Annotated in this window: 16 protein-coding genes; 9 read left to right on the forward strand and 7 right to left on the reverse strand. The window is 64.1% G+C overall.

The annotated features are described in order from the left end of the window. Positions 1 to 144 precede the first annotated feature (144 nt). Entirely contained in the window at positions 145 to 1,065 is a 921-nt protein-coding gene (locus tag JKP78_RS13755) for an AraC family transcriptional regulator (protein ID WP_200626822.1), read from the forward strand. Between the two features lie 45 nt (positions 1,066 to 1,110). Here the strand turns inward: JKP78_RS13755 and JKP78_RS13760 are convergent, their stop codons facing one another. Next, the gene (locus JKP78_RS13760) at positions 1,111 to 2,748 is read right to left on the reverse strand and encodes a 5-guanidino-2-oxopentanoate decarboxylase (RefSeq protein ID WP_200626823.1); all 1,638 of its coding nucleotides are present in this window, start codon (positions 2,746 to 2,748) and stop codon (positions 1,111 to 1,113) included. A gap of 114 nt (positions 2,749 to 2,862) precedes the next feature. On the opposite strand from JKP78_RS13760, the gene JKP78_RS13765 reads away from it, so the two are divergent. Further along, complete coding sequence (locus JKP78_RS13765; RefSeq protein ID WP_200626824.1) at positions 2,863 to 3,738, forward strand: LysR substrate-binding domain-containing protein; 876 nt, start codon at positions 2,863 to 2,865, stop codon at positions 3,736 to 3,738. Positions 3,739 to 3,811: 73 nt separating this feature from the next. Here JKP78_RS13765 and JKP78_RS13770 read toward each other — a convergent pair whose 3' ends face one another. Together JKP78_RS13770 and JKP78_RS13775 are read right to left on the reverse strand one after the other, a co-directional pair. After that, positions 3,812 to 4,423, reverse strand: a complete 612-nt coding sequence (locus JKP78_RS13770) for an NAD(P)-dependent oxidoreductase (protein WP_170032193.1) — start codon at positions 4,421 to 4,423, stop codon at positions 3,812 to 3,814. A 25-nt stretch (positions 4,424 to 4,448) separates the two neighbouring features. After that, positions 4,449 to 5,324, reverse strand: a complete 876-nt coding sequence (locus tag JKP78_RS13775) for an MBL fold metallo-hydrolase (protein ID WP_200626825.1) — start codon at positions 5,322 to 5,324, stop codon at positions 4,449 to 4,451. Between the two features lie 103 nt (positions 5,325 to 5,427). Between JKP78_RS13775 and JKP78_RS13780 the strand changes: the two genes are divergently transcribed. Next, positions 5,428 to 6,333, forward strand: a complete 906-nt coding sequence (locus tag JKP78_RS13780; protein WP_186685240.1) for a LysR family transcriptional regulator — start codon at positions 5,428 to 5,430, stop codon at positions 6,331 to 6,333. Between the two features lie 135 nt (positions 6,334 to 6,468). On the opposite strand, the gene JKP78_RS13785 is transcribed toward JKP78_RS13780, so the two are convergent. Further along, entirely contained in the window at positions 6,469 to 7,338 is an 870-nt protein-coding gene (locus JKP78_RS13785; RefSeq protein WP_170032202.1) for an isocitrate lyase/PEP mutase family protein, read from the reverse strand. Between the two features lie 420 nt (positions 7,339 to 7,758). Here JKP78_RS13785 and JKP78_RS13790 point away from each other — a divergent pair, with 420 nt between their 5' ends. After that, complete coding sequence (locus JKP78_RS13790; RefSeq protein WP_200626826.1) at positions 7,759 to 9,210, forward strand: MDR family MFS transporter; 1,452 nt, start codon at positions 7,759 to 7,761, stop codon at positions 9,208 to 9,210. Positions 9,211 to 9,276: 66 nt separating this feature from the next. On the opposite strand, the gene ttgR is transcribed toward JKP78_RS13790, so the two are convergent. Then, a complete protein-coding gene (ttgR, locus tag JKP78_RS13795) occupies positions 9,277 to 9,909 on the reverse strand; it encodes an efflux transport transcriptional regulator TtgR (RefSeq protein WP_170032208.1) in 633 nt (210 codons plus the stop codon). Positions 9,910 to 10,166: 257 nt separating this feature from the next. Here ttgR and ttgA point away from each other — a divergent pair, with 257 nt between their 5' ends. The 5 genes from ttgA to JKP78_RS13820 all read left to right on the forward strand — a co-directional run bounded on the left by ttgA (position 10,167) and on the right by JKP78_RS13820 (position 18,253). Further along, complete coding sequence (gene ttgA, locus JKP78_RS13800) at positions 10,167 to 11,321, forward strand: toluene efflux RND transporter periplasmic adaptor subunit TtgA (protein WP_186685244.1); 1,155 nt, start codon at positions 10,167 to 10,169, stop codon at positions 11,319 to 11,321. Positions 11,322 to 11,324: 3 nt separating this feature from the next. Beyond that, positions 11,325 to 14,477, forward strand: coding sequence for a multidrug efflux RND transporter permease subunit TtgB (ttgB, locus tag JKP78_RS13805; protein ID WP_186685246.1), 3,153 nt, complete (start codon positions 11,325 to 11,327; stop codon positions 14,475 to 14,477). Next, positions 14,474 to 15,928 (forward strand): AdeC/AdeK/OprM family multidrug efflux complex outer membrane factor, encoded by a 1,455-nt coding sequence (locus tag JKP78_RS13810; RefSeq protein WP_170032216.1) that lies wholly within the window; start codon positions 14,474 to 14,476, stop codon positions 15,926 to 15,928. The genes ttgB and JKP78_RS13810 overlap by 4 nt, the downstream gene beginning before the upstream one ends. 358 nt (positions 15,929 to 16,286) lie before the next feature. Beyond that, a complete protein-coding gene (locus tag JKP78_RS13815; RefSeq protein ID WP_186685248.1) occupies positions 16,287 to 17,540 on the forward strand; it encodes an OprD family porin in 1,254 nt (417 codons plus the stop codon). A 200-nt stretch (positions 17,541 to 17,740) separates the two neighbouring features. Then, positions 17,741 to 18,253, forward strand: coding sequence for an Mpo1 family 2-hydroxy fatty acid dioxygenase (locus JKP78_RS13820; RefSeq protein ID WP_186685249.1), 513 nt, complete (start codon positions 17,741 to 17,743; stop codon positions 18,251 to 18,253). A 199-nt stretch (positions 18,254 to 18,452) separates the two neighbouring features. Here JKP78_RS13820 and pcaC read toward each other — a convergent pair whose 3' ends face one another. Both pcaC and pcaD read right to left on the reverse strand, forming a co-directional pair. Further along, positions 18,453 to 18,845 carry a 4-carboxymuconolactone decarboxylase gene (gene pcaC / locus JKP78_RS13825; RefSeq protein ID WP_170032225.1) on the reverse strand — a complete coding sequence of 131 codons (393 nt, stop codon included), beginning with the start codon at positions 18,843 to 18,845 and terminating at the stop codon, positions 18,453 to 18,455. Between the two features lie 10 nt (positions 18,846 to 18,855). Continuing rightward, positions 18,856 to 19,647 (reverse strand): 3-oxoadipate enol-lactonase, encoded by a 792-nt coding sequence (pcaD, locus tag JKP78_RS13830; RefSeq protein ID WP_200626827.1) that lies wholly within the window; start codon positions 19,645 to 19,647, stop codon positions 18,856 to 18,858. Positions 19,648 to 19,653: the final 6 nt, after the last annotated feature.

A 19,653-nucleotide genomic window follows, 5' to 3' on the forward strand; every position in this document is an offset into this window, starting at 1 on the left:
CCCCACGCGACGCGTTAGGCCAATACTGCCTGGCGATTGCCTGATCCTGCAGCGCGGCAGGATCAGGCAATCGGCGTGCAGCTTTCGACTAGCGCCGGCCATTGCCCAAACCTATGCTGCGTCGGTCAGCAGAGGAAAGCCATCATGACCATCGCCACGTCCATCGACCCCACCCTGGAACTGCAACGCCAGGAGCTGGCCGAGCTGATCAGCCGCCACGCCGGTGAGCCCTATGGCCCGGCCTCGGCCATCGATGACCTGTACCTGGTGCGCTATACCGAGAATGTCCGCTCGGTGCCGACCCTGGCGCAACCCGCCCTGTGCATCCTCGCCCAAGGCAGCAAGAGCCTGTTCCTCGGCGATGAACAGTACGCCTACGACCCGCTGCACTACATGGTGGTTTCAGTGACCTTGCCACTGAGCGGCGTGCGGCTCGATGCCAGCCCCGAGCACCCCAGCCTGGGCCTGCGCCTGGACCTGGACCCGGCCGAGATCAGCCAGCTGATTGCCGAAAGCGGGCCGATGCTGGTGCCCAACCGGCCCTCGGGGCGTGGCCTGTACGTGGAACGAACCGACGCTGCCTTGCTCGACGCCCTGCTGCGGCTGATTCGCCTGCTGGACACGCCGCGCGACATTTCCATGTTGGCGCCGCTGTTTCGCCGAGAGATCCTCTACCGCCTGTTGCGAGGCCCGCAGGGCTACCGGTTGTATGAAATCGCCCTGGCCAACAGCCAGACCCACCGGGTTTGCCAGGCCATCACCTGGCTTAACCAGAACTACCAGTTGCCGTTGCGCATCGAGGACCTGGCACGGGTGGTCAACCTCAGTACCTCGACCTTGCACCACCGGTTCAAGGCCGTGACTTCGATGAGCCCGTTGCAGTACCAGAAGCAGCTGCGCTTGCAGGAGGCGCGGCGGTTGATGCTGAACGACGGGCTCGAGGCGGCGGTGGCAGCCTATCGGGTCGGCTACGAAAGCCCGTCGCAATTCAGCCGGGAATACAGCCGGCTGTATGGTGCGCCACCGATTCGCGATGTGGCGCGATTGCGAGCCACGGCCGGCTGAGTGCGGTGTTACCGCTAAGAGGCCGGTACAGGCAACAATGCTTGCTCAACCCAACACAGCCGCTTGCCACTGGTTCTGGTCGACCTGGATCAGGGTCGGCCCGTTGCGCTCCACCGCCAGCATCAGCGCCGCCTGCAGCTGTGCCACATCGGCCACATGTTCCGCCGCGGCCCCCAGTGCCCGCGCCACGCCAAGGAAATCCGGGGTATGGATATCCACCCCGACCGGCTCGATGGCACGGTTGACCATGTACTTCTTGATCTCCTCGTACCCCTGGTTATTCCACAGCAGCACGATCAGCGGCACCTGCGCCTCCACTGCACTGGCCAGCTCCGGCAAGGTGAACTGCAAACCACCATCCCCGATCAGGCACACCGCAGGCGCACGCTCGCCAAGCTGCTCGGCGCTGCCCAACCAGGCGCCCATGGCCGCCGGCAAGGCATAACCCAAGGTGCCGTAGCCGGTCGAAGCATTGAACCAGCGGCGTGGCTGGTCCATGTCCAGGGTCAGGTTGCCGGTGTAGACCGGTTGGGTCGAATCGCCCACCAGAACGGCATTCGGCAAACACTCGAGGATCGCTTGCAACAGACGCGTCTGGCTCAAGGTTGGCTGGTCCCAACCGGCCGCTAGCGCCTGGTGCAGGTTGGCCACGCGGGCAGCCCCCCAGGTGCTTTCGCGCACGGGCTGCGGTTGCGCCTGCAAGGCGCCGAGCAACGCCTCGGCCGCCAGTTCGGCATCAGCCACCAGCGCCAGCTCAGGCAGGTAGTTACGCACGGTCTGGTCCGGGTCGATGTCGATGCGCAGCAGGCTGCCTGGGATCGCGAAGCCACCCTTGAAGGTCACGTCATAATCGGTTTCGGCCAGCTCGGTGCCAATAGCCAACACCACGTCAGCCTCGGCCACCAGTGCCCGCGTGGCTGGCAGTGACTGGGTCGAGCCGATCTGCAGCGGGTGGCAGGACGGCAGCAAGCCCTTGGCATTGATGGTCAGTGCCACCGGGGCCTGCAAGTGTTCGGCCAGGCGCGCCAGCGCAGCACCCGCAGCCAGCGCGCCGCCCCCGGCGAGGATCAGTGGCCGCCGTGCATTGGCCAGGCGCTCGGCCATCTGTGCCACCGCCTGCGGCGCTGCCCCTGCCCGGCTGCCACGCACCGCACGCCCGGGCAGCAAGTGCTCGGCCGGCTCGACCAGCACATCGAGCGGGATCTCGATATGCACCGGCCGCGGCCGGGCCCCGTCGAACACGGCGAAGGCCCGCGCCAGCACCTGTGGCAGGTCGTCGGCACTCATCAAGGTGTGGGAAAACGCCGCTACCCCCGCCACCAGCGCCGCCTGGTTCGGCAGCTCGTGCAGCTTGCCGCGGCCACCGCCCAATTGGTTGCGGGACTGCACGCTGGAAATGACCAGCATCGGAATCGAGTCGGCATAGGCCTGGCCCATGGCGGTGGTGATGTTGGTCATGCCCGGGCCGGTGATGATGAAGCACACCCCGGGCTTGCCACGGGTGCGCGCATAGCCGTCAGCCATGAACCCGGCACCCTGTTCATGGCGCGGGGTGATATGGCGGATGGACGACCCCGCCAGGCCGCGGTACAGCTCCACGGTATGTACGCCAGGGATGCCGAAGACATGGTCCACGCCATAGCCTTCAAGGAGTTTGATCAAAACTTCGCCGCAGGTTGCCATTGGGGTCCACCGTCAATCTTGTTGAGTTATGGCGTTATTGGACCGAAGCCACGGCTAACCCCACAATGCAAAAAAACGCATACTAGCCATGTCCTGAGATCATGGCTGAGCACAATGAAACGCCTTCCGCCGCTGCCTGCGCTGCATACCTTTCTGGTCACCGCCCAGCACTGCAATTTCACCCGCGCCGGGCAGCACTTGCACATTACCCAAGGAGCCGTCAGCCGGCAGATTGCAGCTCTCGAGGAGCACCTGGGTTATGCCCTGTTCCAGCGCCAGGCGCGCGGGCTGAGCCTGACGCGCGAGGGCCAGGACTGGCTGCCACGGGTGCAACAGGTATTCGCGCTGATCGAACAAGGGGTGCGGGAGGTGGGTGGGCGCAGCGCCACCTTGCAGCTCAAGGCGCCAACCTGCGTGATGCGCTGGCTGCTACCGCGCCTGATGGAATGGCAGGCGCTACGCCCGGATGTGCCGGTGGAACTGACCACCACGGTGCAGCATGGGGTGGACTTGCGTCGCGAGGGCTTCGATGCGGCGGTGGTCTATGGCGATGCACCGAACCAGGGGCTGCGCGTGCGCAAGCTGTTCGACGAGCAGCTGACGCCGGTCTGTGCGCCCTCGCTGCGCCACGGGCCGCTGCCGCTGCAGCAGGTTGAAGACCTGGCCCGGCACATGCTGCTGCACCCGTCGCGGGATGAGCATGACTGGTGCCTGTGGTTGCAGGCGGCCGGGGTGACGCTGGCCAGTCAGGGGCCAAAACAGCATTTCGAGACCCTGGACATGGCGATGGCCATGGCCGCGCAGGGGACTGGTGTGGCCATCGGTGACTGGTCGCTGATCGGCGATGACTTGCGCGGGGGGCGGCTGTGCATGCCGTTTGCGCTCAAGGTGATGACCGGCAAGGGGTATTACCTGGTGAGCCAGGCCAAGGGCTTGCCACCGGGGTTGGTGGAATTGCTGAATTGGCTGGAACGCCAGGCCGGTCTGTGACGGCTAAGCACTGCGCGGGTTTCAGCACCCGTGACCTAGCAGGGGAAGCGGGTTTACCCGCGCATGGGGCCGCTCAATAGCCGACTGTGAAGCGCTGCCGCGAATGCTGCGGCTTTTCCAGTTCGTCGAGCATGGCTATCGCGTAATCGGCAAAGCTGATCCAACTCCGGCCGTCGGCACCGATCAGCAGGTGGTCCTTGCCCTGCGTGTAATGCCCGCTGCGCTCACCCTCGACGAACTCCGCCGACGGCGACAGGAAGGTCCAGTCGAGGTTCGGCTCCCGTTGCAACACCTGCAGAAAATGCGCCCCGGCCGCCGCCTCGGCCTTGTATGCCTCCGGGAAGTCCGGGCTGTCGATCACCCGGTGCCCCGAGGGCAGCAACAGGCTGCCGGCCCCGCCCACCACCAGCAGGCGCCGGACCCCGGCCCGCTTGACTGGCTCGATGATGGCGTGCGGCTCGATGGTCGCGAAGTGCGCCGCGCTCAATACGGCATCCATCCCGGCTACCGCCGCTTGCAAGGCTGCGCTGTCCTTGACGTCAAGCGCCTTGACGGTCACCCCGTCACGCCCCTGCAAGCGCGAAGGGTCACGGGCGATGGCCAGCACACTGTGGCCACGGCGCAGGGCTTCTTCCAGCAACTGGCTGCCAGCACGGCCAGTGGCACCAATAATCGCGATCTTCATGGGATATTCTCCATCCAGTAAGGAACTACCACTTCATCTCACCCTTGGCGACCTTGGCCCCCAACACCAGCGAGCTCTCATCGGCCAGGCCTGGGTACCGTTGCTTCATCGCCTTGATCAACGCCCCGGCATCTTTCGCCTTGGCGGTCTCGGTATCGAAATCACGAATGTAGTTCGCCGTGAACTGCACGGCCTGCAGCGACCGGCTGCTGTCCCCCAGGTAGTGCCCGGGGATGACCGTGCGCGGCGCCAGCGCTTCGATATGCGCCAGGGTGGCGAGCCAGTCAGCCTGCGACTTGGCCGATGCGGTATCGGCCATCCATACATGGATGTGCTCGGACACCACCGCGCCACCGACCACCGCCTTGATCGACGGGATCCATACGAAACTGCGATCGGGCTGCGGGCCGTCCAGGCCAACCACCTCGAGGGCCTGGCCCTCCAGCATCAGCCGGTTGCCGTCAAGCACCTGCGGCAGCACCAGCCGCACCGGCTTGTCCGCGCCCATTTGCGGCCCCCAGTAGGCCATCTTGGCCGCCATGGTCTGGCGGATATGGGCAACCGTGGCGGCCGAAGCCAGTACCTTGGCGTCGGGGAAGGCCCGGGTCAGGGTATCCAGGCCAAAGTAGTAGTCCGGGTCACCATGGCTGATGTAGATGCTGGTCAGGTGCTTGCCGCCAGCCCGCAAACGCTGCACCAGCTGCTCGGCCTGGGCCTTGCCGAACTGGGCATCGACCAGCACGGCGTCATGTTCGCCGCTGATGATCACCGAGCTGACCGGGAAGATCGCTGCATGGCCTGGGTTGTAGACATCCAGCTGCAAGGGCTCGGCAGCCAGCGCCGGGCCGGCCAGGGTAATGCAGGCCAGTAGCAGGCCACGCAAGGTGGTGGAAAGAGGCATTGGGAACGCTCGTCAGGTGAACAATGCCCAACAGCTTAGTTGCCCGATCCATGCCAAAAAATGCGATCCTCGCACATAGTTTGTTTCTGAAATCGGGCAGATCATGGACCGCCTCAACGCCATGCGTGTTTTCGTCACCGTCGTCGACCTCGGCAGCCAGTCAGCGGCGGCGGATCATCTGCAGCTTTCCCGGCCAGTGGTGTCGCGTTACCTGGCAGAGCTGGAAGACTGGGTTGGCGCGCGGTTGATGCAGCGCACCACGCGCAGGCTCAGCCTCACTGCCGCCGGCCAGGAAACCCTGCCCCGTTGCCGACAACTGCTGGAACTGGCTGGCGACCTGCAAGCCGCGGTGCAGCAACCGGATGACGCCCCCAGAGGCGCGCTGCGCATCAGCGTAAGCACCTCATTCGGCCAGGCCCAGCTGGTGGATGCGGTCGCTGCCTACGTTCGGCGCTACCCGGGAGTGAAGGTGGAGCTGCAAATGCTCGATCGCACGGTCAACCTGGTGGACGAACGCATCGACCTGGCGATCCGCACCAGCAACGACCTGGACCCCAACCTGATCGCCCGGCGCCTGAGCGTGTGCCGCTCGGCAGTCTGCGCGGCACCGGCCTACCTGCGCGAACACGGCACGCCAAAACGGGTCGAGGACCTGAGCCGGCATAACTGCCTCACTCATGCCTATTTCGGCCACAGCTTGTGGCATTTCGAGGTGGCAGGGCAGCAGGTCGGCGTGCCCGTGGCGGGGAATATCAGCGCCAACGAGGCGATGACCCTGCAAAAGGCGGCGCTGGCCGGCGCCGGCATCGCCATGCTGCCAACCTATCAGGCCGCCGAGGCCCTGCGCCGAGGCGAGCTGGTGCGCCTGCTGCCCGAGGCAAAGCCGCGCGAGCTGAACCTGAATGCGGTGTACACTTCGCGCAAGCACATGCCGGCGACCTTGCGCAGCATGCTGGACTTCCTGGTGCAGCGGTTCAGCGACGAACCGGAGTGGGACAGGGACCTGTGACGCCGGTGTAGGAGCGGCCTTGTGTCGCGAAAGGACCGCAAAGCGGTCCCAGGATCCTGTTCAAAATCAAAAAAAATGCCGGGGCTGCTGTACAGCCTTTCGCGACCCAGGGCCGCCCCTACAGAGGTCGCGCTGTCACTCCTCGACGCTCATGTATTCCTTGGCCCAGCGGATGTAGTCCTCAGGCTGGGTGTAGGTGTGCGACAGCTCGGTGGCGCTGAGGTTTTCCGACTTGTTCTGCTGGCCGCGCTGCAGCCGCAGGCAGTCGTAGGTAGCCTTGATCGCGGCAAAGTAGGCGGCGTGGCCATCGACCACGATGCGTACCCCAAGGCGCGCCAGGCGCTCGTCGTCGCGCAGGTTCGGGTTGCCATAGGTGACCAGCATCAACGGTACCGTCAGGTGCTCGGCAATCTGCTCGAGCTGCTCGAAGTCCTTCACGCCGACCATGCAGATACCGTCGGCACCGGCCTTCTGGTAGCTCTGGGTACGCACGATGATCTCTTCGGTGGGCAGCACGCCAGCGTTGGTCCGGGCAATGATCGACAACGAGGAATCGACCCGCGCCTCCAGCGCCGCGCGGATCTTGCCAACGCCCTCTTCGACCGGGATCAGGTCGGTGGACTTGCGCCCGAATTGTGCTGGCAGCAGGGTGTCCTCGATGGTCAGTGCGGCCACGCCGGCACGCTCCAGTTCGATGACCGTACGCATGACATTCAGCGCGTTACCGTAGCCGTGGTCAGCGTCAGCCAGCACCGGCAGTTGCGCCACCCGGCCGATACGGGTGGCCTGCTCGACGAACTCGCTGAGGGTGATCAGGGCGAAGTCCGGCGCGGCCAGTACCTGCAACGAAGCGACGGAGCCGCCGAGAATGCCGACCTCGAAGCCCAGGTCTGCGGCAATGCGTGCCGACATCGGGTCGAACACCGATGCGGTGTGGTAACAGGCACCTGAAGCGAGCAGCTCGCGGAAGGCAAAACGCAGATCTTGATGGGAAGCCTTGGGCATGATCACTCCGCAAAATGAGTTGAAATTCGAACGGTAACTACCGACCCCTGTAATCGGGTCTACCTGACCTGTTCCAACCGTCGCCATCTGGGCGGTCATGCTCGACATGCAGGCAGAGGAATAAAAGGTGTGGGAGACAAAGGCGCAAAACAGCTGCGGCAAAATGTTGCACCAAGCTGGTGCAAACCGCGGTTTTCAGCCTTTGTGGCATACCAACGATATCACGCAGCCATGCAGCACTGGATGAATGCGCCAATGCCGATCTTGCATAGGGGATGCAGATAGTACATAGGAAGCTACCTAACTCAGGTTACAATCCGAGGGCTTTTTCGCGTATGGAGCCGCGCCCACAAGTACGGCGCTGGCCTCAGGCCCAACGATATCCGCGAACAGGCCGCCATACACAGACAAGGTATTCCCGTGACCGCCGCCCTACCACCCACCACCCTGCGCAACGTGCTCACCGCCCTGATGCTGGCGATCTTTCTCGGCGCACTGGACCAGAGCATCGTCGCCGTCTCGCTGCCTGCGATCTCGGCACAGTTCAACGATGTCGGCCTGCTGGCCTGGGTCATCTCCGGGTATATGGTGGCGATGACCGTGGCCGTGCCGATCTACGGCAAACTGGGCGACCTGTATGGGCGACGACGGATGATCCTTACCGGCATCAGCCTGTTCACCCTGGCCTCGATCGCCTGCGCCCTGGCCCAGGACATGCCGCAACTGGTGCTGGCCCGGGTACTGCAGGGCATCGGCGCGGGCGGCATGGTTTCGGTGAGCCAGGCGATCATCGGTGACTTCGTACCACCGCGCGAGCGCGGCCGTTACCAAGGCTATTTCAGCAGCATGTACGCGGTGGCGAGCGTCGCCGGGCCGGTGCTGGGTGGCTGGCTGACTGCGTATTTGTCGTGGCGCTGGGTGTTCTGGATCAACCTGCCCCTGGGACTGCTCGCGCTGTGGGCGATCCGCCGCGCGCTCGGCGGCATGCCGGCGCAACGCCGCGAGGCGCAGGTGGACTATCTCGGCGCGGTCCTATTGATCCTCGGCCTGGGCAGCCTGTTGCTGGGCATCACCTTGGTCGGCCAAGGCCACGCCTGGGCCGACCCGGCCGTACTGGCCCTGTTTGCCTGTGCCGGGCTGGGCCTGCTGCTGTTCATTGCCCACGAGCGCCGCTGCCCGGAGCCGCTGCTACCGCTCAGCCTGTTCGGCAACCGTGTGGCAGTGCTGTGCTGGGGCATCATTTTCTTCGCCAGCTTCCAGTCGATCTCGCTGACCATGCTGATGCCGTTGCGCTTCCAGGGCATCACCGGCGCCGGTGCCGACAGCGCTGCCCTGCATCTGCTACCGCTGGTGATGGGCTTGCCCGTGGGTGCCTTTTCTGGCGGCCGCCTGACCAGCCGGACCGGGCGCTACAAGCCACAGATCCTGGCCGGTGCGCTGCTGATGCCAGTGGCCATTTTGGCCATGGCCCTGACCCCGCCACAGGCGGGCGGGCTCAGCGCGCTGTTCATGCTGCTGACCGGTATTGCCTGCGGGCTGCAGTTTCCGACCTCGCTGGTGGGCACGCAAAGCGCGGTGGCCAGCCAGGACATCGGTGTCGCCACCAGCACCACCAACCTGTTCCGCTCGCTGGGCGGGGCCATGGGCGTGGCATGCATGTCCAGCCTGCTGCTGGCCCTGCTGCAGCAAGGCGGGTTCGAGTCGCTGGGCAATCCCTTGCTGGGCAGCCTCAAGGCCGGTGAGGTGGACCTGGAGACGCAGGCACGCTTGCTGGAAACGTTCCGGCAGCTGTTGATGGGGAGTGCCGGGGTGGCGGTGCTGGGGCTGTTTGCCGCATTGGCATTGCCAGACCGGCAGTTGCGCGGCCGCTGAAGGCCGCCGCATTAATCCTCTCTTAATACAAAGAGGAAACACTCCCTAACAATCCTTAACAAAGTGTCATTTGCGCAGCGCCGGGCTCAAGCGCAGCATATCCAGCCCGGTGTCGACCCATTTTTCGACATCTTGCAACAGGTCGAAACTGTCAGGCAGCAACAGCCAGCGCCCGATCAGGCCATCGGCATAGGCAAACATGGCCACCGCCGCGCGCTCGACATCCAGCTCGCCTGGCAACTGCCCGCGGCGCACGGCATTGGCCAACGCCAGGGTGATGCCCTGGTGGCAATCCAGCACCGCAGCCTGGCGCTGCTGGCGAATTTCACACATGTCATCGGTGAACTCGCACTTGTGATGCAGGATTTCATTGATACGCCGGGTTCGGGCATCGAGCACCAGCTCGTTGAACACTTGCAGCAACAGCTTGCGCATGCAGCCAAGCGGGTCCACTTCGTCCTCGCTTTCGCTCGCTCGCGCCAGGTGGTCATGGGTTTCGTGCACGCTGTCGAGCAAGGCCTGCACCAGCTCGGCCTTGTTATTGAAGTGCCAGTAGATGGCCCCGCGCGTCACACCCGCCTGTTCGGCGATATCGGCCAGGGTGGTTCGCGCAACCCCGCGCTTGTAGAAGGCCCTTTCCGCCGCCTCGATGATCTGGGCGCGGGTTTCCTGGGCTTCTTCTTTGGTTCGACGGACCATGGCAGTACCAACCTCGTCTGGCCCGAACGCTCGGCGCGTACGGGAAATGCTCCGGAGCACCTCTGCAGGGCGCCTCGCGGATGAGCTAATCAAGGGCTGTGGCAGTACCCAAGTACAACCCAGCGGTATTTACAAACAACCATGAATGTAAGTATATTCCTTAGCAAGCTATTTATCCACTGGATAGCAATTTTTCCAGATCAAGATTCTTCCATTACTCTTGAGCGTCTCCCTGCTCCAGCGACCCGAGGATCCTCATGCAATTCAAGCCAGCCGTTACCGCTCTGGTTTCCGCCGTCGCCCTGGCATCCCTGCTCAGTGGCTGCAAGAAAGAAGAAGCAGCGCCTGTGGCGCAGGCTCCTCTGGTCGGCGTCGTGACCATCCAGCCGCAAGCTTTCACCCTGACCTCGGAACTGCCGGGGCGCACCAGTGCCTACCGCGTCGCCGAAGTGCGCCCGCAGGTCAATGGCATCATTCTCAAGCGCCTGTTCAAGGAAGGCAGCGAAGTCAAGGAAGGCCAGCAGCTGTACCAGATCGACCCTTCCGTGTACGAAGCCAACCTGGCCAATGCCCAGGCCAACCTGCAGGCCACCCGCTCGCTGGCCGAACGCTACAAGCAGCTGATCGACGAACAGGCGGTGTCCAAACAGGAATACGACGACGCCAATGCCAAACGATTGCAGGCCGAGGCTTCGCTGAAGAGTGCGCAGATCGACCTGCGCTACACCAAGGTGCTGGCACCGATCAGCGGCCGTATCGGCCGCTCCGCGGTCACCGAAGGTGCGCTGGTGAGCAATGGCCAGGCCAACGCCATGGCGACCATCCAGCAACTCGACCCGATCTACGTCGACGTCACCCAGTCCACCGCCGAGCTGCTCAAGCTGCGCCGTGACCTGGAAAGCGGCCAGCTGCAGAAGGCTGGTGACAACGCCGCCTCGGTGCAACTGGTGCTGGAAGACGGCAGCCTGTTCAAGCAGGAAGGCCGCCTGGAGTTCTCCGAAGTGGCGGTCGACGAGACCACCGGCTCGGTCACCCTGCGTGCGCTGTTCCCCAACCCCGATCACACCCTGCTGCCTGGCATGTTCGTGCATGCGCGGCTCAAGGCCGGGGTCAACGCCAACGCCATCCTGGCGCCGCAACAGGGCGTGACCCGCGACCTGAAAGGCGCGCCGACCGCGCTGGTGGTCAACCAGCAGAACAAGGTCGAACTGCGCCAGCTCAAGGCCAACCGTACCCTGGGCAGCGACTGGCTGATCGAGGAAGGCCTGAACCCCGGTGACCGCCTGATCACCGAAGGGCTGCAGTACGTGCGCCCGGGCGTCGAGGTCAAGGTCAGCGAAGCCACCAACGTCAAGAAACCCGCAGGCCCCGATCAGGCCAACGCGGCGAAAGCAGACGCCAAAGCGGAGTAAACCATGTCGAAGTTCTTTATCGATCGCCCGATCTTCGCCTGGGTGATCGCCTTGGTGATCATGCTGGTCGGCGCCTTGTCGATCCTGAAGCTGCCGATCAACCAGTACCCCAGCATCGCGCCGCCGGCCATTGCCATCGCCGTGACCTACCCGGGCGCCTCGGCGCAAACCGTGCAGGACACCGTGGTACAGGTGATCGAGCAGCAGCTCAACGGTATCGACCACCTGCGTTATGTGTCGTCGGAAAGCAACTCCGACGGCAGCATGACCATTACCGCTACCTTCGAGCAGGGCACCAACCCCGACACCGCGCAGGTGCAGGTACAGAACAAGCTGAACCTGGCCACCCCGCTGCTGCCGCAGGAAGTGCAGCAGCAAGGTATCCGCGTCACCAAGGCAGTGAAGAACTTCCTGCTGGTGATCGGCCTGGTGTCCGAAGACGGCAGCATGTCCAAGGACGACCTGGCCAACTACATCGTCTCCAACATGCAGGACCCGATTTCGCGTACTGCGGGTGTAGGTGACTTCCAGGTGTTCGGTGCCCAGTACGCCATGCGTATCTGGCTCGATCCGGCCAAGCTGAACAAGTTCCAGCTGACCCCGGTCGACGTCAAGACCGCAGTGGCCGCGCAGAACGTGCAGGTGTCCTCCGGCCAGCTCGGCGGCCTGCCTGCCATGCCGGGTACCCAGCTGAACGCCACCATCATCGGCAAGACCCGCCTGCAGACTGCCGAGCAGTTCGAGAAGATCCTGCTCAAGGTCAACAGCGACGGCTCGCAGGTACGCCTGGGTGACGTCGCCCAGGTTGGCCTGGGCGGCGAGAACTATGCAGTCAGCGCCCAGTTCAACGGCAAGCCGGCCTCCGGTCTTGCGGTAAAGCTGGCCACCGGTGCCAACGCCCTGGACACTGCCAAGGCCCTGCGCAAGACCATCGCCGACCTGGAACCGTTCTTCCCGCCTGGGGTGAAAGCGGTATTCCCGTATGACACCACCCCGGTGGTCACCGAGTCGATCAGCGGCGTGATCCACACCCTGATCGAAGCCGTGGTCCTGGTGTTCCTGGTGATGTACCTGTTCCTGCAGAACTTCCGCGCCACCATCATCACCACCATGACCGTCCCGGTGGTATTGCTGGGTACCTTCGGCATCCTCGCCGCAGCAGGCTTCAGCATCAACACGCTGACCATGTTCGCCATGGTGCTGGCCATCGGCTTGCTGGTCGACGATGCCATCGTCGTGGTGGAAAACGTCGAGCGGGTGATGTCCGAGGAAGGCTTGCCGCCCAAGGAAGCGACCAAGCGCTCGATGGAGCAGATCCAGGGTGCCCTGGTGGGTATCGCCCTGGTGCTGTCGGCAGTACTGCTGCCCATGGCGTTCTTCGGCGGCTCCACCGGCGTAATCTACCGGCAGTTCTCGATCACCATCGTCTCGGCCATGGGCCTGTCGGTGCTGGTGGCGCTGATCTTCACCCCGGCACTGTGCGCCACCATGCTCAAGCCGCTGAAGAAGGGCGAGCACCATGTGGCCAAGCGCGGCTTCTTTGGCTGGTTCAACCGCAACTTCGACCGCAGCGTTACCGGCTACGAGCGCAGCGTAGGTGCCATCCTGCGCAACAAGGCGCCGTTCCTGCTGGCCTATGCACTGATCGTGGTCGGCATGATCTGGCTGTTCGCCCGCATCCCGACCGCGTTCCTGCCGGAAGAAGACCAGGGCGTGCTGTTCGCCCAGGTACAGACCCCGGCCGGCTCCAGTGCCGAGCGCACCCAGGTGGTGGTCGACCAGATGCGCGAGTACCTGCTGAAGGACGAAGCCGACACCGTGGCGTCGGTGTTCACCGTCAACGGCTTCAACTTCGCTGGCCGCGGCCAGAGCTCGGGCATGGCATTCATCATGCTCAAGCCGTGGGATGAACGCTCCAAGGAAAACAGCGTGTTCGCCCTGGCCCAACGTGCCCAGCAGCATTTCTTCACCTTCCGCGATGCGATGGTGTTCGCCTTCGCCCCGCCTGCGGTGCTGGAACTGGGTAACGCCACCGGTTTCGACGTGTTCCTGCAGGACCGTGGTGGTGTCGGCCATGCCAAGCTGATGGAAGCACGCAACCAGTTCCTGGCCAAGGCCGCGCAGAGCAAGATCCTCAGCGCTGTGCGCCCGAACGGCCTGAACGACGAGCCGCAGTACCAGCTGACCATCGATGACGAGCGTGCCAGCGCCCTGGGCGTGACCATCGCCGACATCAACAACACCCTGTCGATTGCCCTGGGTGCCAGCTACGTCAACGACTTCATCGACCGTGGCCGGGTCAAGAAGGTGTACATCCAGGGCGAACCGAACGCGCGGATGAGCCCGGAAGACCTGCAGAAGTGGTACGTGCGCAATGGCGCCGGCGAAATGGTGCCGTTCTCCTCCTTCGCCAAGGGCGAATGGACCTACGGCTCGCCCAAGCTGTCGCGTTACAACGGCGTCGAAGCGATGGAAATCCTGGGTGCACCGGCACCTGGCTACAGTACCGGTGAAGCCATGGCCGAAGTCGAGCGCATCGCCGGCGAACTGCCTAGCGGTATCGGCTACTCGTGGACCGGCATGTCCTATGAGGAAAAGCTCTCCGGCTCGCAGATGCCGGCGCTGTTCGCCCTGTCGGTACTGTTCGTGTTCCTGTGCCTGGCAGCCCTGTATGAAAGCTGGTCGATCCCGATCGCCGTGGTACTGGTCGTGCCGTTGGGCATCATCGGTGCACTGATCGCCACCAGCCTGCGCGGGTTGTCCAACGACGTGTACTTCCTGGTCGGCCTGTTGACCACCATCGGCCTGGCAGCGAAAAACGCCATTCTGATCGTCGAGTTCGCCAAGGAATTGCACGAACAAGGCCGCAGCCTGTACGACGCAGCGATCGAGGCATGCCGCATGCGTCTGCGCCCGATCATCATGACCTCGCTGGCGTTCATCCTCGGCGTGGTACCGTTGACCATCGCCAGTGGCGCCGGCGCCGGCAGCCAGCACGCCATCGGCACCGGTGTGATCGGCGGCATGATCAGTGCGACCGTACTGGCAATCTTCTGGGTACCGCTGTTCTTCGTCGCAGTGTCGTCGCTGTTCGGCAGCAAACAGCCGGAACAGGACGCCACCCCTGAAACTCCACGTTATGAGGCTGGGCAATGACCAAGTCTTTGTTGTCCCTGGCGGTAACCGCTTTCATTCTCGGCGGCTGCTCGCTGATCCCTGACTACCAAACCCCGGAATCGCCGGTGGCCGCGCAGTGGCCGCAAGGCCCTGCCTACTCGCCGACCCAGTCGGCGGACGTTGCCGCTGCCGAACAAGGCTGGCGCCAGTTCTTCCACGATCCGGCGCTGCAACAGCTGATCCAGACCGCGCTGGTGAACAACCGCGACCTGCGTGTGGCGGCGCTGAACATCGATGCCTATCGCGCACAGTACCGCATCCAGCGGGCCGACCTGTTCCCGGCGGTTTCCGCCAACGGCAGCGGCAGCCGCCAACGGGTGCCGGCGAACATGTCGCAAACCGGTGAAGCCGGCATCAGCAGCCAGTACTCGGCCACCCTCGGCGTGAGTGCCTACGAGCTGGACCTGTTCGGCCGCGTACGCAGCCTGACCGAGCAGGCCCTGGAAACCTACCTGTCCAGCGAACAGGCGCGGCGCTCCACGCAGATCAGCCTGGTGGCCAGCGTGGCCAACGCCTACTACACCTGGCAGGCCGACCAGGCGCTGTTCAAGCTGACCGAAGAAACGCTGAAGACCTACGAGGAAAGCTACAACCTCACCCGTCGCAGCAATGAAGTCGGCGTCGCCTCGGCACTCGATGTCAGCCAGGCGCGCACCGCCGTGGAAGGCGCCCGGGTCAAGTACTCGCAGTACCAGCGCCTGGTCGCCCAGGACGTCAACAGCCTGACCGTGCTGCTGGGCACCGGCATCCCCGCCGACCTGCCCAAACCACTGGAGCTCAATGCCGACCAGCTGGCCGAAGTACCGGCCGGCCTGCCGTCGGACATCCTCCAGCGGCGCCCGGACATCCAGGAGGCCGAACACCTGCTCAAGGCCGCCAACGCCAACATCGGCGCGGCCCGTGCAGCGTTCTTCCCGAGCATCAGCCTGACCGCCAATGCCGGCAGCCTGAGCCCGGACATGGGTCACCTGTTCTCGGGTGGCCAAGGTACCTGGCTGTTCCAGCCGCAGATCAACCTGCCGATCTTCAACGCCGGCAGCCTGAAGGCCAGCCTGGACTACTCGAAGATCCAGAAGGACATCAACGTCGCCAAGTACGAGAAAACCATCCAGACGGCCTTCCAGGAAGTCTCCGATGGCCTGGCGGCGCGCAAGACCTTCGAAGAGCAGCTGCAGGCGCAACGCGACCTGGTGCAGGCGAACCAGGACTACTACCGCCTGGCCGAACGCCGCTACCGCATCGGTATCGACAGCAACCTGACCTTCCTCGATGCTCAGCGCAACCTGTTCAGCGCCCAGCAAGCCCTGATCGGCGACCGCCTTTCGCAGCTGACCAGCGAGGTCAACCTGTACAAGGCGCTTGGCGGTGGCTGGTACGAGCAGACCGGGCAGGCCAACCAGCAGGCCTCGGTGGAAGCACCGCAAGGCTGATCGAGACAGCAACAGCATCAAGCCCACCCTCGCGGTGGGCTTTTTGTTTTCTGTTGCCTGCTCTGGCCTCTTCGCGGGCTCGCCCGCTGCCACAGAATCACCACCGTTTCACAGGCTGTGGTAATCCTGTGGCAGCGGGCGAGCCCGCGAAGAGGCCTGCACAGGAAAACAATTAACCAACCGGAACATTCCGTTCGATTATCGCCCGTTTCCGTTTGTGGCGAATTGCCTCAGCCCCGCCCCACCCCGCACCATCCTCGCCACGCAACGTTGCCCCGGTTCATCCCACAGACCCGCACCTGCAGGCCGCATCCTGCAGCACACCGGCTCGCCCATAAAAACAAGAGATCGACGACAGATGAGCACTTTGCAACCCGCACGCCAGCTGCTGCCAGGCCTGTTGGCCATGTCCTGCGCCTTCCCGCTGTTCGCCGCCGAGGGTGGCTTCATGGAAGACGCCAAGGCCACCCTCAACCTGCGCAACTTCTATATCAACCGCAACTTCGTCGACCCGGCCCACCCGCAGGCCAAGGCCGAGGAATGGACGCAAAGCTTCATCCTCGACGCCCGCTCCGGTTTCACCCAGGGTACCGTCGGTTTCGGCATGGACGTATTGGGCCTGTACTCGGTCAAGCTCGACGGCGGCAAAGGCACCACCAACACCCACCTGTTGCCGGTGCACGACGATGGCCGCCCTGCCGATGACTTCGGCCGCCTGGGCGTAGCGCTGAAAGCCAAGCTGTCCGAAACCGAGCTGAAGGTCGGCGAATGGATGCCGGTACTGCCGATCCTGCGCTCGGACGACGGCCGCTCGTTGCCGCAGACCTTCCGCGGTGGCCAGCTGACCTCGAAGGAAATCGCCGGCCTGACCCTGTATGCCGGCCAGTTCCGCGGCAACAGCCCGCGCAACGACGCCAGCATGGAAGACATGTCGCTGAACGGCAAGGCGGCGTTCACCTCCGACCGCTTCAACTTTGCCGGTGGTGAGTACACCTTCAACGACAAGCGCACCATGATTGGCCTGTGGGATGCGCAGCTCAAGGACATCTACCGTCAGCAGTACCTCAACCTGGTGCACAGCCAGCCGCTGGGCGATTGGACCCTGGGCGCCAACCTGGGCTACTTCACCGGCAAGGAAGACGGTGCCGAACGCGCCGGCGAACTGGACAACCGCACCGCCTCGGCGCTGCTTTCGGCACGCTACCAAGGCCACACCTTCTATGTCGGCCTGCAGAAGGTCAGCGGCGACAACGCCTGGATGCGGGTCAACGGCACCAGCGGCGGCACCTTGGCCAACGACAGCTACAACTCCAGCTTCGACAATGCCAAGGAGCGATCCTGGCAGGTACGCTACGACTTCAACTTCGCCACCGTCGGCGTGCCCGGCCTGACCCTGATGAACCGCTACATCAAGGGTGACAACGTCACCGCAGGCGGGGTAGACGACGGCAAGGAATGGGCGCGGGAAACCGAACTGGCCTATGTGGTGCAATCGGGCAGTTTCAAGGACCTGTCGCTGAAATGGCGCAACTCCACCATGCGCCGGGACTTCAGCACCAACGCGTTCGATGAGAACCGGTTGATTGTAAGTTACCCGCTGAACCTGCTTTGAACAGGCTGGATACGGCAGTGCGGGCCACTGCCATTCGCCTGGCTGATGATGGTGGTGGCAGCGGTCTATCCTGAGCTATATCGGTTGCTGCACCGGCCGCTTCGCGGCTAACCCCGCTGCCACGAGGTTTCCAGCGAACCCTGTGAGAACAGGCCGGTGCCGGCAATTCACCCCGATCCGGCAAACCAGGGAGGCACAACATGAAGAACCTCGTCGACCACCTGAGCCAATACGCCAGCTACCACCGCGACCCACGCAACATCGCCACCCACTTCGTGGGCATTCCCTTGATCGTACTGGCAGTCACCATCCTGCTGTCACGCCCTGGCTGGGACGTGGCCGGCATGTGGCTGTCTCCGGCGATGCTGGCAGCGGCAGCCGCGGTATGGTTCTACCTGCGCCTGGACCTGCGCTTCGGGCTGGTGATGGGCGTGCTGCTGGGGCTTTGCCTGTGGGTCGGCCAGGTGCTGGCAGTACAGTCCACGGCGCTGTGGCTCGGCAGCGGGCTGGCAGCGTTCGTGCTGGGCTGGATCATCCAGTTCGTCGGCCATTACTACGAAGGCCGCAAACCGGCGTTTGTCGACGACATCAGCGGCTTGATCATCGGGCCGCTGTTCGTGGTGGCGGAAGCGGCGTTCATGCTGGGCCTGTGCCCGGCCCTGAAGCAGGCCGTGGAGCGCAACGCAGGCCCGGTTGTGGCGCGCTCGTTGTAGGAGCGGCCTTGCGTCGCGATGGGCCGCGAAGCGGCCCCGGCGGTATTGGCTGCGAAGCTGGGATGCGGTTGCGAAGCTGAGATCCTGGGGCCGCTTTGCGGCCCATCGCGACGCAAGGCCGCTCCTACAGCTAGCTGATCGGCGCCCTTGATGATGGACAGGTACCCAACATCCGGGGCGCAGCTCAACCGCGCAGGGGTCAGCTACGTGATTCCACCCCCAGCTCATCCCACACCGACTCGGCCAGGTGGAAGGTGGCGTTGGCCGCCGGAATGCCGCAATAGATCGCGCTCTGCATCAGTACTTCCTTGATTTCGTCGCGGGTCACGCCGTTGTTGGCTGCTGCACGCAGGTGCAGCTTCAGCTCGTCGTTGCGGTTCATGCCGATCAGCATGGCGATGGTGATCAGGCTGCGCGTGTGGCGCGGCAGGCCCGGGCGGGTCCAGATGTCACCCCAGGCGTGGCGGGTGATCATTTCCTGGAACTCGCCATTGAAATCGTTGAGCTTGTCCAGGCTGCGGTCCACATGGGCATCGCCAAGCACTGCCCGGCGTACCTGCATGCCGGCGTCGTAACGTTGTTTCTCGTCCATGCCGATATCCTCAATGAGCCAGCAGGAAGTCGAGCACGCGGCGGCTGAACGGCTCGCCGACCTCGACGTTGGACAGGTGCGCAGCCGGGAAGTCGACGTATTCGGCAGCTTCGATCGCAGCCTGCATGAAGCGGCCGTGTTCAGGCGTGGTCACCACGTCTTCGCTACCGGCCACGATCAGCGTTGGTACCTGGATACGGCCCAGTTGCTCGCGGTAGTCGGCATCGCGCACCGCCGCGCAGTTGCTGGCATACCCTTGCGGGCTGGTCTGCGCGAGCATCTGGCAGATGCGCTGGGCCTGGGCTGGCTGGGCCTGGGCAAACCCCGGGGTGAACCAGCGGGCGATGGAGGCGTCGCGCAGGTCGATCATGGCCTGCTGGCCACCCTTGAGCACGGTGTCGATCCGGCTGTTCCACACCTCGTCGTTGGCAATCTTGGCGGCGGTGTTGCACAGCGTCAGGCTGTGCAGGCGCTGGCCGGCATTGATGCCCAGCCACTGGCCGATCAGGCCGCCCATCGACAGGCCGACGAAGTGCGCCTTGGCGATGTCCAGGCCGTCGAGCAGGGCCAATACGTCTCGGCCCAGCTGTTCGATGGTGTAGGGGCCTTGCGTGACCAGCGATGCGCCGTGGCCACGGGTGTCGTAGCGCAGCACCCGCAGGTGCTGGCTCCACAGCGGGACCTGCGTGTCCCACATGCCCAGGTCGGTGCCCAACGAGTTGGACAGGACCAGCACCGGGGCGTTTTCCGGGCCATCGATCTGGTAGTTCAAAACGCCATCGGCCAATTGCAAGTGCGCCACAGCGGT

Origin of the sequence: Pseudomonas sp. LAM2023 (genome assembly GCF_016620375.1) — a bacterium.
GTDB lineage: Bacteria > Pseudomonadota > Gammaproteobacteria > Pseudomonadales > Pseudomonadaceae > Aquipseudomonas > Aquipseudomonas anuradhapurensis.